Source organism: Streptomyces sp. GbtcB6 (assembly GCF_019091475.1).
Taxonomy (GTDB): domain Bacteria; phylum Actinomycetota; class Actinomycetes; order Streptomycetales; family Streptomycetaceae; genus Streptomyces; species Streptomyces hyaluromycini.
Window position 1 is genome coordinate 1 of record NZ_JAGXJL010000059.1, and the last position, 15,071, is coordinate 15,071.

The following is a 15,071-nucleotide window of genomic DNA, read 5'->3' on the forward strand; positions in this document are numbered from 1 at the left end:
ACCGGATGCGGCACCCCGGCACCGGCGAGCAGCCGGGTGGCCTCGATGCCGTCGAGGACAGGCATCCGGACGTCCATGAGGACGACGTCCGGGGCCGTGCGCCGGGTCAGGTCGACCGCTTCCGCCCCGTCCGCGGCCTCGCCGACGACCTCGATGTCCGGCATCGTGCCCAGCAGGCTCCGGAAGGCCATGCGGACCAGTGCCTGGTCGTCGGCGAGCAGGACCGAGATCGTCATCGCGGTTCTCCGAGCCTCAGTTGGCCGAGCACGGCCCAGCCGGACGGGGTGGGGCCCGCGTGGAGGTCGCCGTCGAACAGGGCGACGCGTTCGCGCATGCCGGTGAGCCCGTTTCCGGGGCGGACCGCACGGGCCGGGGTGCCGTCGTCGGCGATGCGGAAGGCGACCGTGCGGGGCGCGCAGTCGAGGACGACGTCGACGCGGGAGGCGCCCCGGGCGTGCTTGACCACGTTGGTGAGGGCCTCCTGCACGATCCGGTAGAGGGTGGTCTGCGCCTGCGGGCTCAGGTTCTCGCTGGTCCCGGTCTCGGTGAGCCGGACGTCCAGACCGGTCCGGCAGGTCTGGGCGACCAGGCCCTTCAGCGCCGCCAGGTCGGGCTGCGGGGACCGGTCGGCTCCGTCGTCCTCGCGCAGTACCCCGAGCAGCCGACGGGTCCCGGCCAGCGACTGCCGCCCGGTGGTGGCGGCCTGCAGCATCTTGTCGCGGGCGCCGTCCGGGTCGGTCGCGGTGGTGGCGGCCGCGGCCTCCGACAGGGCTACGACGACCACCAGGCCGTGGGCGACGATGTCGTGCATCTCGCGGGCGATCCGGGTGCGTTCCGCGGCCGCGGCCAGTTGCGCCTGCTGTTCCCGTTCCCGTTCGAGCCGCTCGGCCCGGTCCTCGATGGAGGCCAGGTAGCGGTGCTGGGCCCGCACCGTCGTGCCGAGGAAGAACGCGGCGCCTGCCAGGCCGCCCAGGATCACCATGGCGTCGTTCACACTGCCCGCCGGCCCGAACCGCACCGCCATCAGCACGACCCCGAGCCCCACGGCCGCCGCCGCGCCGAGTGCGAACCGCAGGTCCCGATGGGCGGTGACGGTGTACAGCGCGACCAGGACCGCCAGCTCCGCGAACGACACCGTGCCCAGCGCCCACGTCAGCATCGCCACCGCCCAGCAGACCGCGAAGACGGCGAGCGGGGCGCGCCGGCGCAGCAGCAGGGGCCATACGACGGCCATGGCCAGCGCCCAGTCCCGTACCCCGGCACGGTTGTAGAGCAGCTCGTGCGCCGCGAGCGCGGTGCACACCAGGCACGGCACGAGCAGCAGCACGGCCGCGGAATTCATGCGCGTCCGGACCGGGGAAATCAGCGAAACCAGGGAAACCACCTCGCCGAGATTACGGGAATTCGCCTCGGCCGCCATCAATCGATGGTCGTACATCGCCGGGAAAGAGCCCACCTTCGTCGGATGTCACGGACCTGACGTGGCCCTTAGCGTCTCCGTCCATCCCCGCAAAAGCACAGAGCAAGAGCACATAGTAAGAAAAGGGAAAGAGGCGAAGGCATTCATGGATTCCCATCGGGCGGCGACAAAAGTCCCCGCGGCGACAGCCCTGTTCTGGGTCATCAAGGTCCTCACCACCGGCATGGGCGAGGCCACTTCCGACTATCTCGGCCAGTGGAGCCTGTGGCTGTCCGCCGGGGCGAGTGCCGCCGCCCTGACGGTGGCCTTGTGGCTGCAGTTCCGCTCGCCGCGCTACCGGCCGGCGACGTACTGGTTCACCGTCGCGATGATCGCCGTCTTCGGCACGGCGGCCGCCGACTGCTTCCGGATCGGCCTGCACGTGGAGTTGCCGTACACGACGACCGGCTACGCGCTGGCGCTGGCCGTGTGCTTCGCCGCCTGGTACGCCACCGAGCGCACCCTGTCGATCCACACGATCGACACCCCGCGCCGCGAGGTCTTCTACTGGCTCACCGTGCTGCTCACCTTCGCGCTCGGCACGGCGGCCGGCGACCTGACCGGCTTCTACCTGGACCTCGGGTTCGTGCACTCGGCACTGCTGTTCGGCGCGGCGATCCTCGTGCCGTGGCTGCTGTACCGCTTCGCGCACCTGAACGCCGTCGCCGCGTTCTGGACGTCGTACGTGCTGACCCGGCCGCTCGGCGCGTCCCTGGCGGACTACCTGGGCATGGACAAGCCGTTCGGCGTGGGCGTCGGCTTCGGTACGACGGCCCTGCTGTCGGCGGCGGTGTGCGCGGTACTCGTCGGGTACGCCGGCTGGTCGGACCGGCGCCCTCAGCCGCTGCCGGCGCCGGTGTCGTCCTGACGGACCGGTACCAGCAGGGCGAGGGCGGGACATGGCCGGTCCGCGCCGGGGGCTCAGTCCGCGTTGGGGCGGGCGAGGCCCTGGTCGTAGGCGAAGATCACGGCCTGGACGCGGTCCCGGGCGCCGATCTTGGCCAGGACGCGGCCGACGTGGGTCTTGACGGTGGACTCGGTCACGACGAACCGCTCGGCGATCTCGCCGTTGCTCCAGCCCTTGCCGATGGCGACGAGGATCTCGCGCTCGCGGTCGGTGAGGGAGCCGAGTCTCGGGTCCTCGTCACGGTCTCCGCTGGGGGCGGGGACGTAGCGGGTGAACTCGTCGAGGATGCGGCGGGTGAGGGCCGGCGCGATGACGGCGTCCCCGGCGGCGACGGCCCGGATGCCGGCGAGGAGTTCCTCGGCGTGCGCGTCCTTGAGCAGGAAGCCGCTGGCACCGGCGCGCAGGGCGGCGTGGACGTACTCGTCGAGGTCGAAGGTGGTGAGCACGAGGACCCGGGAGCGCTCGCCCGCGGCGACGATGCGACGGGTGGCCTCGATCCCGTCCATGCCGGGCATGCGGACGTCCATCAGGACGACGTCCGGGCGCAGTTCGGCGGCCTTGCGGACGGCGTCGGCGCCGTGCGCGGCCTCGCCCACGACCTCGGTCTCCGGGACGGAGTCCAGCAGCATGCGGAAGCCGTAGCGCTGCAGCGGCTGGTCGTCCACGATGAGCACGGTGGTCATCGGGCACCGCCCTGGGGGGTGAGGTCGAGGACGGCCTCGACGCGCCATCCGCCGCCGCGCGCGGGACCCGCGCTGACGGTGCCCCCGTACAGAGCCGCTCGTTCCCTCATGCCCACCAGTCCGTGTCCTTCCTCGTTCGGCGGTCCGGCCGCTGCGGTCCGGCCCGTGTCCTGGACCCGGATGGTCAGTCTGCCGCCCTCGGCGAGGATCGCCAGGTGGACCCGGGTCTCGGCGTCCGTGTCGGCGTGCTTCAGGGTGTTGGTGAGGGCTTCCTGGACGATGCGGTACACGGTCAGCTGCACGCCGCCGTCCAGGGCGTCCACGTCGCCGGAGGTGCGGTAGACGACCTCCAGTCCGGCGGCCCGCACTTTCGCGCACAGCGCGTCGAGGTCCGCGATGCCCGGCTGCGGGCTGAGCTCGGGCCCGCCCGTGGGGCCGTCCGCCGGCTCGCGCAGCACGCCGAGCACCCGCCGCAGCTCGCCCAGAGCCTGCCGGCCGGTGTCGCCGATCAGCTGCAGGGCCTCCTTGCCCCGTTCGGGGGCGGTGTCGCTGGCGTAGGCGCCGGCGTCGGCGAGCGTGATGATCACGGAGAGGTTGTGGCCGACGATGTCGTGCATCTCGCGCGCGACGCGGGTGCGTTCGGTGGCCGTGGCCAGTCGGCTGCGCTGGTCGCGTTCGATCTCCAGCTGGGCGGCTCGCTCCCGCAGTCCGGCGAGCTGGGCCCGCCGGATCCGTACCATCAGGCCGAGCGCGAGTGCCGCCGTCGCCGTGCTGAGCAGGAAGAACAGCGCGTCCCAGACCGACACCACCGCGGAGACGCGCACCGCCACCAGTGCCATGGCGCCCGCCATGACCCCGCACGCCCACGGCAGCCGGCGCAGCCGCCCGTGCAGGGTCAGGCTGTACAGGGCGACGAAGAGCGCGACGTCCGCGCGCAACGCCGCGCCCAGGGCCCACTGGACGACGAACACCGCGGCGATCACGCCGAAGGCCGCCTCGGGACTGCGCCGCCGCCACAGCAGGGGCAGCACGAGGCCGACCTGCACCGCCAGCATCGCGGCGACGGGGAGCTGGGTGAAGGCGAGCCGGAAGTTGCGTGCGCGGTCGCCGTCGCCGTCCCCGTCACCGTGGTGGACGAGGTCGGGCAGGCAGAACATCAGGAAGACCAGGACCACGACCCCGGTGTCGAGCACCCAGGGGTGGGCCTGGTCGGCCTGCCGCAACCGCTGGCCGCCCCGGGAGAGCCGGGCGACCAGCGGTCCCGTTCCGCTGATGTCATCGATGGTCACGGACGTCACGCTGCCATGGTGCGGGTCTCAGACGTCGCTGCGCACGAGCCGGTACGCCGCGCCGGCCAGTGCCAGTGCCGTCCAGCCGAGGAAGACCAGCAGTCCGGCGCCCGGCGACAGGGTCGTGGAGTCGTGTGTGAGGGCGAACATCGACTCGCCCGCGTTGGACGGCAGGTAGGGGCTGATGTTGTCCTGCCAGGAGCTCGGCAGCAGGGAGATCAGGCCCGGGATCAGCATCAGCGAGGCCACCAGGACCGAGATCCCGCCGGCCACCGAGCGCAGCAGCGCGCCCAGGGCGACGCCGATCACCCCGACCAGGCCGAGGTAGAGCCCGGCGCCCAGCAGGCTGCGCAGGACGCCCGCGTGGGAGAGGCCCATGGCCGCGGGCGTGCCCGAGACGATCCCGCTGCCGAACAGGAAGGCGACGAACGCGCCCAGCGTTCCCACCGCCAGCGCGACCAGCCCGAACACGGCCGCCTTGGACCACAGCACGGGCAGCCTGCGGGGCACCGCGGCGAGTGTCGAGCGGATCACGCCGGTCGAGTACTCCCCCGCCGTGACCAGCACGCCGAGCACACCGAGGGCGAGCTGGGCGAAGTTCGTGCCGAAGAGGGAGAGGCTGACGGCCGTGGCGGTGGCGAAGTCGCGGTCACGGCCCACGTGGCCGGAGTCGATCTCCGACTTGTAGTGGCTCGCGGCGATCAGGCCGAAGGCCACCAGGAAGAGCAGGCCGAGGCCCAGCGTGATCCAGGTCGAGCGCAGCGACCACAGCTTGGCCCACTCCGAGGAGAGCACGCGCCGGCCGGTCACCCGGTAGGCGGGGCGGGCCGGGGTGGTGGTCCGGGGTTCCTCCTCGGCGGTTGCGGTGAGGGTGCTCATGCCACACTCCCCTCGGTCTCGACGGCGGTCGTGGAGCCGTGGTACTCCACGGCATCCCTGGTCAGGTCCATGAACGCCTCCTCCAGCGACACGCTCCGCGAACTCAGCTCGAACAGCGCGATGCCGTGCTCGGCCGCCTTCAGCCCGATCTCGCGGGCGGTCACCCCGGTCACCTGCAGTTCCTCGGAGCCGATCCGGCCGGTGATGTCGACGCCCGGGCCCGCCAGGACGTCCCGCAGCCGCGCCGGGTCCTGTGTCACCACCGTCACGGTGTCACCGCCCGCCTCCCGGATCAGGTCCCCGACGGTGGTGTCGGCCAGCAGCCGCCCGCGCCCCACGATGATCAGGTGGTCCGCGACCAGGGCCATCTCGCTCATCAGGTGCGAGGACACGAACACGGTCCGGCCCTCGTCGGCGAGGGCCTTCAGCAGGTTGCGGATCCAGAGGACGCCCTCCGGGTCGAGCCCGTTGACCGGCTCGTCCAGCATCACCGTCTGCGGATCGCCCAGCAGCGCCGCCGCGATGCCCAGCCGCTGCCCCATGCCGAGGGAGAAGGCACCGGCCCGCTTCTTCGCCACGCTGCCGAGGCCGGCCAGCTCGATGACCTCGTCGACCCGGCGGCGCGGAATGCCGTGGGTCAGCGCGAGGGCCCGCAGGTGGTTGTAGGCCGAGCGGCCCGGGTGGATCGACTTCGCCTCCAGCAGGGCACCGACCTCCTGGAGCGGTGCCTCGTGGCCGGCGTAGGGCCGGCCGTTCACGGTGACGGAGCCGGTCGTCGGCGCGTCGAGTCCGACGATCATGCGCATGGTCGTGGACTTGCCCGCGCCGTTGGGCCCGAGAAAGCCGGTCACCGTGCCGGGCTTGACGACGAAGTCCAGGCTGTCGACGGCGGTCTTCTCGCCGTATCTCTTGGTCAGCTGCCGTGCGTCGATCATGCGCGTGTCTTTCTGTCGGCCTCCGGCGTCCCTGGTCTGCGACGCCTCACGGCAACGGTAGGCGCGGGATCACCCGGTCCCGTGGTACCGGGAGGCTGACCTGGGCCGGGCGCGTGGTACCCCGGTACTACGCGTCTGAGCTGCGTCGGCGCCGCTTGTCCCGGCGGTGCCGGGCCCGGCTCACAGGACGGAGCGTCGGGTCAGCAGTGCCAGTACCAGCAGGCCGGGGAGCAGCGGCAGCCAGCCGGTGAGCATGCGGTAGCCGAAGACCGCCGACAGGGCCGCGGCCGCGGGCGCCCCGGCCGCGGTGAGCGTCAGTACGAGCGCGGCGTCCAGTGAGCCCAGGCCGCCGGGGGTGGGCAGCAGTACCGCGGCTCCGCTGGCGACGAGGTACGCCAGCAGGACGTGTCCGGCGGGCACGGTCACCTCCAGCGCCCGGACCACGGCGACCAGCACGGCGGCGTGCAGCAGGGCGAATCCGACGGATCCTCCCCACAGGGCGCAGGCCCTGGACCGGCTGCCGTGCACGGCCCTGACATCGGCCAGGACGCGCCGGACCGCACTCCGGGCGCGGTGGCGTACCGGTCGGCTCAGCGCCACGGCCAGGACGGCCACCGCGGCGCAGCCGACGGCCGGCAGCAGCAGGGAGGCGCGCGGGACGGCCGGCGAGAGCCGCAGGGGCCGGGGCGAGGCCAGCAGCAGTACGGCGGCCAGCGCGAACCGGACCAGCGCACCGGCGGCGGCCTTGACCGCGAGCGCGGTCGCCGACCGGGCGGTGGACAGCCCGCAGCGGGTGAGGAACCGCAGGTTGACGGCGCTCGCGCCGACCCCGGCCGGCAGCACGTGATTGGCCGCGCAGGCCGCGAACTGTGCGGCCACCAGCCGCCCGGCGGGCAGCCGTTCGGCCACCGCTCCCTGCTGGGCCACGGCCGCGCACACCCAGGTGGCCAGGGCGGCCGCGCCGCCCGCCAGCAGCCAGTCGCGGTCGGCGACGGCGAGCCGGTCGGCCCCGGCGTCCATCGTGTGCCGGTGCGCGGCGAGCAGCCAGCCGGCCGCCGCCGTCACGGCCGCGGTGACGGCGAGCTGCCAGGTCCGGCCGAGGCCGCGGGACAGCGGCACGCCGGTGGTGCTCACCGCTGTCCTCCCCGGTCCGGGGCGGGTGCGACGTAGACACGCACGCCCGCCACCGTGTGCGGGGTCCAGGAGCGGGCATAGCCGGGCGGGCGGCCGCCGGGTGCCAGGAGCGTGGCGGTGGGCAGCCGGCGGGCGGTCCGCCGGATGGCCGCCGGCGTGGTGTTGGCGTCGTGGCCGCCGGTCGACGCCGAGGAGCAGCCCGCGTAGTAGGCGATCGGGGCGTAGTTGTCACCGGTGACCAGACAGGGCGGGGCGACGCCCAGCCGGTGCAGCCCGGCGGCGACGCGCGCCCAGTCGCGGTGGGTGGCGGTGGAGCGCTGCACGGTGCGTTCCAGGACCACGAACTGCACGGCCAGATGACCGGCCAGGGCGAGGGTCAGCAGTGCCGCGGTCAGCGGCCGGCGGATCCGTCCGGGGGCCCGGACCAGGCGCACCAGGAGATCGGCGACCGGGACGGCGAGCAGTGCGTAGGCGGGCAGCAGGAAGCGCGGTGCCGCGTAGCCGATCAGGAAGAGGTACGGGAAGGCCGAGGAAGCGGCGCAGGCCAGCGCCAACAGAGTGGCCGTGCCGCGCCGGGCGCGGATCGCGACCACGGCCGCGAGGACGGCGAACACCGGGAGCACGTACCACCACAGGGTCACCGGGGCGGAGGGCACGGCACCGGTGCACGGACGGCACAGCGTACGTCCGCCCAGCGCGCGCAGCTGGTCCGTGACGGCGATGTGCCAGCCGAGGCCGCCCTGGATGCGGGACGCGTCGGACAGGCGCTGTGCCAGGCCGCCGTAGGAGACGAAGGCCTCGATCACCCACTCGGCCGCACCGGCGGCGAGGCCGCCGAGCAGCGTCGCCAGCAGCGCGGGGCGCCGCCATCGCCGTACGCCCACCAGCAGCACGAGCAGGGGCAGGGTCGCCCAGACCGCGTCCACGGGCCGCATCCAGCCCATCACGGCCGCGCTCAGGCCCACGCCCCACAGGGCCGAGCGGTCGAAGCGGTCCGCCTGGGCGCGCAGGAAGCATCCCGTGCAGGCCAGGGCGGCGACGGCGACCCAGTAGTTGGGCATGGCCTGCGGGCCGTAGTACAGCGTCACCCACAAGGTGGCGAAGAGGGCGCCCGCGGTCGCCCGCACGCGGGCCGGGAAGACGCCCCGCCAGGCGCGGAGCGCGAGGAAGAGCGCGAGGCCGGACAGGACGGCCAGGTAGATCCGCAGCAGCGCGGTGGACGACGACCAGGCGGCGACCGGCGCCACCAGCAGCGGAACGCCGCGGGCCCGCGGGGCGCTGAAGAACGCGGCGGGCGCATGGGCGGCCACCTGGCTGACGTAGACCGACTCGTCCCAGCCGAGGCCCATCCCCGGTCGTACGAGCAGGAGCTGGGCCAGGGTGAAGACGGCGGCCACGACCGCCGGCGCCCGCTCACCCCGGAATCGGCGGGCGGGACGGCCGGCCGTGGGCGGGCCGGGCCGGCGCGGGCCGGTCGACGTGGCCGGCGCGATGTCCGTGGCCTGTGGGCCGTCTCTCATCTCACACCCCTCCCCCTACAGCTTGTAGGGCCGTTGCAACCCTACAGGCCGTAGGGGCAGATCACGGACGGCGGCGAGGACGGGGGCCGGGAAGGGCGGGCCAGGGGGCGAGCCGGGCGGCGCACAGGGCCCTGACAGTCTTCCAGCCGGGCGTCACCCACGGCGGGCGACACCGCAAGCAGTCTTGAATTCACCGGACAGTTGCCCGAATCCCCTTGTGTCGGACACGGAACGCCCCTCGCCGTACCTTCGTCTACAGTGAAGTAGACCGTCTACAGAACTGTAGTCATGAAGGAGATCCCGACGATGACCACGGCCGTGCACCTGTCGTCGCAGCTGCCGAACCCCGACCGGTGTCCGCGAACGACGGTCGCCGTGATCGCCGGCCTCTCGCCGATTCCGCTCGTCACCGCGGTGTACCGCTCGCGCCGGGCGGCGATGGCGAAGGAGGCTCGCGGATGATCCTCGCGCTCGACGGCTCCTCGCTCGACGGTCCCGCCTACACCGATGTGGTGAACCTCGCCCGGCATGCTCCCGCATGGCTGAACGACACGGTGTCGGCGTGGTCGACGTACGGGCTGGCCCTTTTCGCGGTGCTCATGGCCGTCGGCTGGTGGCGTGCCCGGCGGGAGAGCGCCGGCGCGTCGGTGACGGCGCTCGCCGTGCCGTTCGCCGTCCTCGCGGCGTTCGGGGTGGATGCGGTGCTGAAGCTCCTCGTGCGCGAGGACCGGCCGTGCCAGAGCCTGCGCGTGACCACGCTGGAGGCGTGCCCGGCGCCCGGCGACTGGTCCTTCCCCAGCAACCACGCGGCCATCGCCGCCGCGGCGGCCGTCGCCCTGCTGTTCGTCTCCCGTCGGCTCGGCATCGCGGCCGCCGTGGCCGCCGCCGCGATGGCGGCCGCTCGGATCTGGGTCGGCGCGCACTACCCCCACGACGTGCTGGCGGGGATCGCGGTGGGCACCCTCACCGTCCTGCTCGTCATGCCGGCACTGCGCAGACACGCGGACACCCTGGCCGGGCGGCTGACCGCGACCCGCCTGCGGCCGTTGCTGGGGCCCGGCGGCACCGGCACCGCGACGGAGACGGGCACGGCCGCGCGGGACGACGGCCGCGAGGCCGTTCCGTCGGCGGGGCGTGACAGCACGGGGTGGTAGGAATCCGCATGGCACAGCGCTGAAAGGAACCGGCCGGAGCCGGACAGGACGGGGCGTGGAATCCATAGCGGAACATCAGATGCTCCGGCAGCGGCAGGCTCGCTTCGAGCGACTGGCACACGCGGTGGCGAATCCGCTGCATCGGTATCTGGTGCGACGGGTGACCGCCGACATGGTCGAGGACATCCTGTCGGACACGATGCTGGTGCTGTGGCGACGACTCGACGACGTGCCCGGACTGGACACCGCGTCCGCGCCCGATCCGGACGACGTCCTGCCGTGGTGCTACGGGGTGGCACGCGGATGCCTGGCGAATGCCCGACGTGCCGACGGACGCAGGCTGCGCCTGGTGGAGCGGCTGGTCGGGGCCCACCGGCACCTTCCGGCCACGGCCGCCGACCACAGCGACCTGCACGAGGCACTCGATGCCCTCGGGACCCTGGACCGCGAAGTCGTGCAGCTGTGGGCGTGGGAGGGACTGGCGCCGCGCCAGATCGCGGAGGTGACCGGGCTGACCGCCAACGCCGTGAGCATGCGCCTCCACCGGGCGAAGCGAAGGCTCGCCGCACAGCTGGGGCGAAAGAACCCGGTACGGCCCGGACATGACGGTGCTGAAGGAAGGAGCAGTCGGTGAACGACGACGAGCTGCTGGCCCGCCTGAAGGCCGCGGACCCCGCACTGGCGGCACGAGCTCCCCTGCCCGACGTCGACCGTCTTGTGGAGGCCGTTTCGCACACCGGCACCACGCTCCGGCCGGAAAGGGACGCCACCGGCGTTCCGGCGCTCCCCGCGAAGACCGCCACGCGCAGACGCCGTCATCCGCTCGCACTCGCGGCGGCCGTCGGAGCGCTTCTGCTCGGCGGCGGAATCACCGGAGGGCTCATGGCGAACCACGGCAGCGGCACCTCGCCCTCGGCCGGTCCACTGCGTCTCACCGTCACGAGCGGCTCCGCCGGCGCCAAGTGCGCCGCCCCCGTCCCCGACCGATTCCGCCAGTACCCGCTGCTGTTCGAGGGAACGGTCACCTCCGTCAGCGGTTCCTCGGCCTCGTTCCGGGTCGATCACTGGCTGCAGGGCGGCGCCGGCGCCGGCACGGCACGGCTCACCAGCGACACCCACGTGCCGGAGCGCCTCGCCTTCTCGGTCGGCGAGCACTACATCGTCGCCGCGGACGCCGACGGCACTGTCCCGGCATGCGGCGCGAACGGGGTCACCGACGCCACGGCCGACAAGTTCCGCCAGGCATACGGGAATTGACCGCACGGCGTCGGCCGGGCACGGAGCACCGGTGCGGAGGACCGGGGCGGTGGCGGCGCGAAGGGCGGGAGGCGCGTGCGGCGCCTCCCGCCCGGTGGCGTTGCGAGCCGGCAGGGACCACCCGACCGCGGCCGGCCCTAGCCGGTGTAGCCGGTCACGTCGCCGATCCACGTGATGAAGTCGCCCGGGTCCTCGTCGGCGCCGTGGGCGGCGTCCCAGTACATGAGGGCGTTGACGTCGTCCCCGAGGTTCTCCAGGCTCAGGGCGAGGTTGCCGACGATCGTCAGCGCGGTGTCGGTGTCCTTGGTGCCGGTGCGGATCCACCAGTACTTGGCCCGGTCGTCGTTGGACTCGCCGATGAAGTACATCGGGTTCATCATGTCGAGCTTGCCGGGGATGTCGCTGTCCAGTGACGTGCCGCCGGTGCCGCTCGTGTCGTTGGCCAGGCTGTAGTCGGTGAAGTGCCGGGCCTCGGTGGTGTCGACGCCGAACTCGTTGTTCTCGCCCGCCGACAGGTCGAAGGCGTCGAAGGCCGGGGCGTCCTTGCCGCGGGATCCGACGTGGTCGAGGTAGTCGGACCAGGAGAACGCGGCCGAGGAGCCGTCCCAGGTGATGAAGGTGTTGGAGGACAGGTAGGCGGTCCGGTCGTCGTCCGACAGGTCCGCCAGGTAGCTGGTGGCGGCCGGCTCCAGGTAGGTCGCCAGCAGGTAGTCGTCGAGGTTGTCCGCCGTGATGGTGCCGTAGTCGTCCGCCGTCAGGCCGAGCCCGGACTGGTAGGTCTCGAACAGGGCCTTGAGGTCCGCGGAGACGTCCTGGTCCACCTCGTCGCCGCTGCTGAGCGTGTTGGTGCCCCAGTTCCACTCGTAGGCGCCGTCGGCGTTCTCCAGGTCGGTGATGGGGCACCAGGCGCCGGTGGCGTAGACGACGTCGTCGGCGTCGGCCGCGCCGAGCGCGCTGAGGTAGTCGTCGTACAGCGAGCTGCCGCCGGAGGCTCCCAGCAGGGCCGACAGGGCGCCGCCGGCGCTGGTCCCGGCGGTGACGATCTTGTCGGTGTCGCCCGGGACGGTGCCCGCGTTGTAACGCACGTACCGGATCGCGGCCTTGAGGTCCACGATCGCCGCCGGCGCGGTGCCGTAGTAGTCACCGCCGGAGTCCACCAGGGTCCGGCCGCGCGCGCCCGGCTCCACCGCGACGTACCCGGCCGCGATCGCCAGCTGCGCCCGGCTGCTGCTCACGCCCGTGTTGGTCGACACCGAGGAGGGGAGGTAGCCGCCGATCGAGTTGGAGACGAGGATCGGGGCGTCGGTGGCGTCCACGGCGGTGCCGTCGATGGACACGGGGACGCTGACGGTCAGGCTCTGGTAGGTCTCGTCCACCGGGTCGGTGACATAGGTGATGGCCGACCAGAAATGGTAGGTGACCTCCTTGTCGCCGTCGTCGGTGGAGATCGTCGTCGTGATCTCGGTGTACGCGTCGGGGTCGAAGGCCAGGGAGTCGGACGTGGTCGCGTCGGTCGACGCGGTCGCCGCCAGCGCGTTCGTGCCGCCGGCGATCCCCACCACCGGTACGGCGACGGCGGCCGCGGCAATTCCCTTGATCAGGGCCCTGCGGTTCATCTTGTGCGTCATTTCGTGTCTCCTTCACGTGGCGCAGCAGTTTCCGAACCGCCATCGACGGCAATACGGGCTTTCTTCGCCGACGGGAGTGCCGGTGCGGGTGTCCGGAGAGTTCTGAAACTGCTTCACGGGACGCTTGTCTCGATCTCGGCAGCGAACGTAATTCAGTGGCGACAATATCGTCAACAATTCCAGCGATTCCACGGTCAACCCATAGAGACCGCTCTGCATCCTGAGATTCCTGAAACCTGGAATTCACCACCCCCACGGCGATGGTCAAGAGTGCGTCACGTGATCTCGGCGACTGAGCGGGCGGAGGCCTGCCGACGTACTGAAGAAGCACGTAGACGCGACTCCGACGAAGGGCAACTCCTTGATTCCGCGACGCATCGGTCTGAGCCTCGCCGCGGGGCTCGCCTCCGCCGCCCTGCTGGGGGCGTGCGGCTCCTCGAACGGCAGCAGCCCCGCCGACGCCGCCCCGACCGCCCCGGCTTCCCCGGCCACGTCGGATCCGGCGACCTCCGCGCCGGCCGTCAGCAGCACACCCGGGAGCGAGCAGCCGGCCACCACCGACGCCGTGCTGACCAGGACGGCCCAGGGCCTGGGCAGCATCGTCACCGACGACAAGGGGCTGACCCTCTACCGCTTCGACAAGGACGAGCCGAACCCCTCCAAGTGGACGTGCTCCGGCGCGTGCACCAAGACCTGGCTGCCCGTGATCGTGCCGGAGTCCGTGCAGACCTCAGGGGTGGAGAAGAGTCTCCTCGGCACGGTCCACCGGAACGGCGAGACACAGCTCACCCTCGCCGGCTGGCCGCTCTACCGGTACGTGGGCGACACGGCGGCCGGGCAGACGAACGGCCAGGGGAAGGACGGGGAGTGGTACGCCGTCACTCCTGCCGGCCAGAAGTCCAGCGTGACGGGCTGACGCCCGGGACACCCAGTGCGGCAATTGTTTTCCAGGACCTGTTCTGCTTGAACGGAATTTCGAAGACCTTGGAAAACAGCCACGCCCCGAGTATCGAACCGGGCAGGCCCACCGCCAGCGTGAACCAGAACGTGGGCAGTCCCGGCGACACGAAATGCGGGGCGATTCGGCGAATCACGGCCATGACGATCGGAAGATGGATCAGGTAGAGGCTGTAGGAGAAACTGCCGAGGCCGTGGACGGGGCGTGCCGTCAGGAGCCGTACGAGGACGGCGGGTTTTCCGGTGGCAACGGCGGCCAGCACCATCGTCATGGCGGGGGCGATGGCGAGGTCGATCCAGAAGTAGTGGTTCACCGTCCAGACGGAACCCCGGACGGCACCGAGAGCCAGGACCGGCAGGGCCGCCAGGACGGCGAACCATCCCCACGGCAGGCGTCGCACCCTGTCCCCGGCGGCGACGACTCCGGCGCCCAGCACGCCCGCGGCGAACACCGGAGCGAGATGGGGAGCGAGCCAGTTGTCGCCCTCCACGGGGTTCGCGCCGGGCGCCGCCAGACCACCGGCGATCACCGGGAGTGTCACGCACGCGGCCAGGATCACGGCGCCCCAGCGCCGACGGACGAACAGGAGAAGCGGGAAGAGGAGATAGAGCTCGGCCTCCACTCCTATCGACCAGAACGCACCGTTCGGCGTCGGGGCGGTGACCATGTCCTGGGCGACGAGGCCGTACACCAGAACGGTCGCGCCGGTGGGCGGCCCGAAGTGCGAGGCCGGCACGACGAACCACGAAATCACCAGGCTCAGGGCCAGTGCCGCCCAGTACGGGGGAAGGATGCGCCAGGCGCGCCGGCGCAGGAACTCGCCGACACCGGCCGACCGCCAGCCGTGCCGGGCCGGGGAGATCGCCAGGGAGAACCCGGACAGCACCAGGAAGAAGACGACGGCCAGGCGCCCGAACATCAGCCCGCCCAGCCATGGGGGTGCCGAACTGCGGGGGTAGCCCGGGAAGGTGTACAACCAGCAGTGGAACAGGACCACATACAGTGCCGCCAGGCCACGGAGACCGTCCAGGCCCTGTACTTGCCGACGGACCTGCGCCCCGTCGCCGTTCCCGTTCTCCCCCTGTCGCACGGGGGCGGCCAGGTCGAGCGTGCTTCCGGCCGGGCGACTCGCATCCACTGAAATCGTTCAGCCCTTCCTTCGAGCAGCACCGCGCCGCCCACAGCGACAGGTACGTGACCCCCGGCCGGGCCGTTCAACAGGCGAGTCCGCATGATGACGAGTCGCAGGGCTTGGTGCGCTCTTGAAC

Annotated in this window: 16 protein-coding genes; 6 read left to right on the forward strand and 10 right to left on the reverse strand. The window is 72.2% G+C overall.

Annotated elements, in window-relative coordinates; translation table 11 throughout:
* On the reverse strand, positions 1–236 hold a 236-nt coding region (locus KVT45_RS46810; RefSeq protein ID WP_217556440.1), incomplete at its 3' end, for a response regulator transcription factor.
* Positions 233–1,342 carry a sensor histidine kinase gene (locus tag KVT45_RS46815; protein ID WP_217556442.1) on the reverse strand — a complete coding sequence of 370 codons (1,110 nt, stop codon included), beginning with the start codon at positions 1,340–1,342 and terminating at the stop codon, positions 233–235. The genes KVT45_RS46815 and KVT45_RS46810, both read right to left, overlap by 4 nt.
* Before the next feature lie 223 nt (positions 1,343–1,565).
* Between KVT45_RS46815 and KVT45_RS46820 the strand changes: the two genes are divergently transcribed.
* On the forward strand, positions 1,566–2,327 hold the full coding sequence (locus tag KVT45_RS46820) for a hypothetical protein (protein ID WP_217556444.1): 762 nt from the start codon (positions 1,566–1,568) through the stop codon (positions 2,325–2,327).
* A gap of 53 nt (positions 2,328–2,380) precedes the next feature.
* Here KVT45_RS46820 and KVT45_RS46825 read toward each other — a convergent pair whose 3' ends face one another.
* The 6 genes from KVT45_RS46825 to KVT45_RS46850 form a co-directional block, all read right to left on the reverse strand.
* Entirely contained in the window at positions 2,381–3,049 is a 669-nt protein-coding gene (locus tag KVT45_RS46825) for a response regulator transcription factor (RefSeq protein ID WP_089104492.1), read from the reverse strand.
* The gene (locus KVT45_RS46830) at positions 3,046–4,338 is read right to left on the reverse strand and encodes a sensor histidine kinase (protein ID WP_217556446.1); all 1,293 of its coding nucleotides are present in this window, start codon (positions 4,336–4,338) and stop codon (positions 3,046–3,048) included. The genes KVT45_RS46825 and KVT45_RS46830 overlap by 4 nt, the downstream gene beginning before the upstream one ends.
* Positions 4,339–4,365: 27 nt before the next feature.
* Entirely contained in the window at positions 4,366–5,217 is an 852-nt protein-coding gene (locus KVT45_RS46835; protein ID WP_217556448.1) for an ABC transporter permease, read from the reverse strand.
* The gene (locus KVT45_RS46840) at positions 5,214–6,152 is read right to left on the reverse strand and encodes an ATP-binding cassette domain-containing protein (protein ID WP_217556455.1); all 939 of its coding nucleotides are present in this window, start codon (positions 6,150–6,152) and stop codon (positions 5,214–5,216) included. The genes KVT45_RS46835 and KVT45_RS46840 overlap by 4 nt, the downstream gene beginning before the upstream one ends.
* A 180-nt stretch (positions 6,153–6,332) precedes the next feature.
* The gene (locus KVT45_RS46845; protein WP_308311081.1) at positions 6,333–7,217 is read right to left on the reverse strand and encodes a lysylphosphatidylglycerol synthase domain-containing protein; all 885 of its coding nucleotides are present in this window, start codon (positions 7,215–7,217) and stop codon (positions 6,333–6,335) included.
* A 65-nt stretch (positions 7,218–7,282) separates the two neighbouring features.
* Entirely contained in the window at positions 7,283–8,806 is a 1,524-nt protein-coding gene (locus KVT45_RS46850) for a hypothetical protein (RefSeq protein ID WP_217556466.1), read from the reverse strand.
* A 306-nt stretch (positions 8,807–9,112) separates the two neighbouring features.
* Between KVT45_RS46850 and KVT45_RS46855 the strand changes: the two genes are divergently transcribed.
* The 4 genes from KVT45_RS46855 to KVT45_RS46870 are packed head-to-tail and all read left to right on the forward strand — an operon-like array spanning position 9,113 to position 11,217.
* On the forward strand, positions 9,113–9,268 hold the full coding sequence (locus KVT45_RS46855; protein WP_217556468.1) for a hypothetical protein: 156 nt from the start codon (positions 9,113–9,115) through the stop codon (positions 9,266–9,268).
* Positions 9,265–9,960 (forward strand): phosphatase PAP2 family protein, encoded by a 696-nt coding sequence (locus KVT45_RS46860; protein ID WP_217556477.1) that lies wholly within the window; start codon positions 9,265–9,267, stop codon positions 9,958–9,960. The genes KVT45_RS46855 and KVT45_RS46860 overlap by 4 nt, the downstream gene beginning before the upstream one ends.
* A 55-nt stretch (positions 9,961–10,015) precedes the next feature.
* Positions 10,016–10,594, forward strand: a complete 579-nt coding sequence (locus tag KVT45_RS46865; RefSeq protein WP_217556479.1) for an RNA polymerase sigma factor — start codon at positions 10,016–10,018, stop codon at positions 10,592–10,594.
* Positions 10,591–11,217 (forward strand): hypothetical protein, encoded by a 627-nt coding sequence (locus KVT45_RS46870; RefSeq protein ID WP_217556481.1) that lies wholly within the window; start codon positions 10,591–10,593, stop codon positions 11,215–11,217. Before KVT45_RS46865 ends, KVT45_RS46870 begins: the two co-directional genes overlap by 4 nt.
* A gap of 137 nt (positions 11,218–11,354) precedes the next feature.
* On the opposite strand, the gene KVT45_RS46875 is transcribed toward KVT45_RS46870, so the two are convergent.
* Entirely contained in the window at positions 11,355–12,845 is a 1,491-nt protein-coding gene (locus KVT45_RS46875) for a subtype B tannase (protein ID WP_254648372.1), read from the reverse strand.
* A 361-nt stretch (positions 12,846–13,206) separates the two neighbouring features.
* On the opposite strand from KVT45_RS46875, the gene KVT45_RS46880 reads away from it, so the two are divergent.
* Positions 13,207–13,761 (forward strand): hypothetical protein, encoded by a 555-nt coding sequence (locus tag KVT45_RS46880; protein WP_217556490.1) that lies wholly within the window; start codon positions 13,207–13,209, stop codon positions 13,759–13,761.
* Here KVT45_RS46880 and KVT45_RS46885 read toward each other — a convergent pair.
* Positions 13,724–14,941, reverse strand: coding sequence for an acyltransferase (locus KVT45_RS46885; protein ID WP_308311080.1), 1,218 nt, complete (start codon positions 14,939–14,941; stop codon positions 13,724–13,726). The genes KVT45_RS46880 and KVT45_RS46885 overlap by 38 nt on opposite strands.
* Positions 14,942–15,071 lie beyond the last annotated feature (130 nt).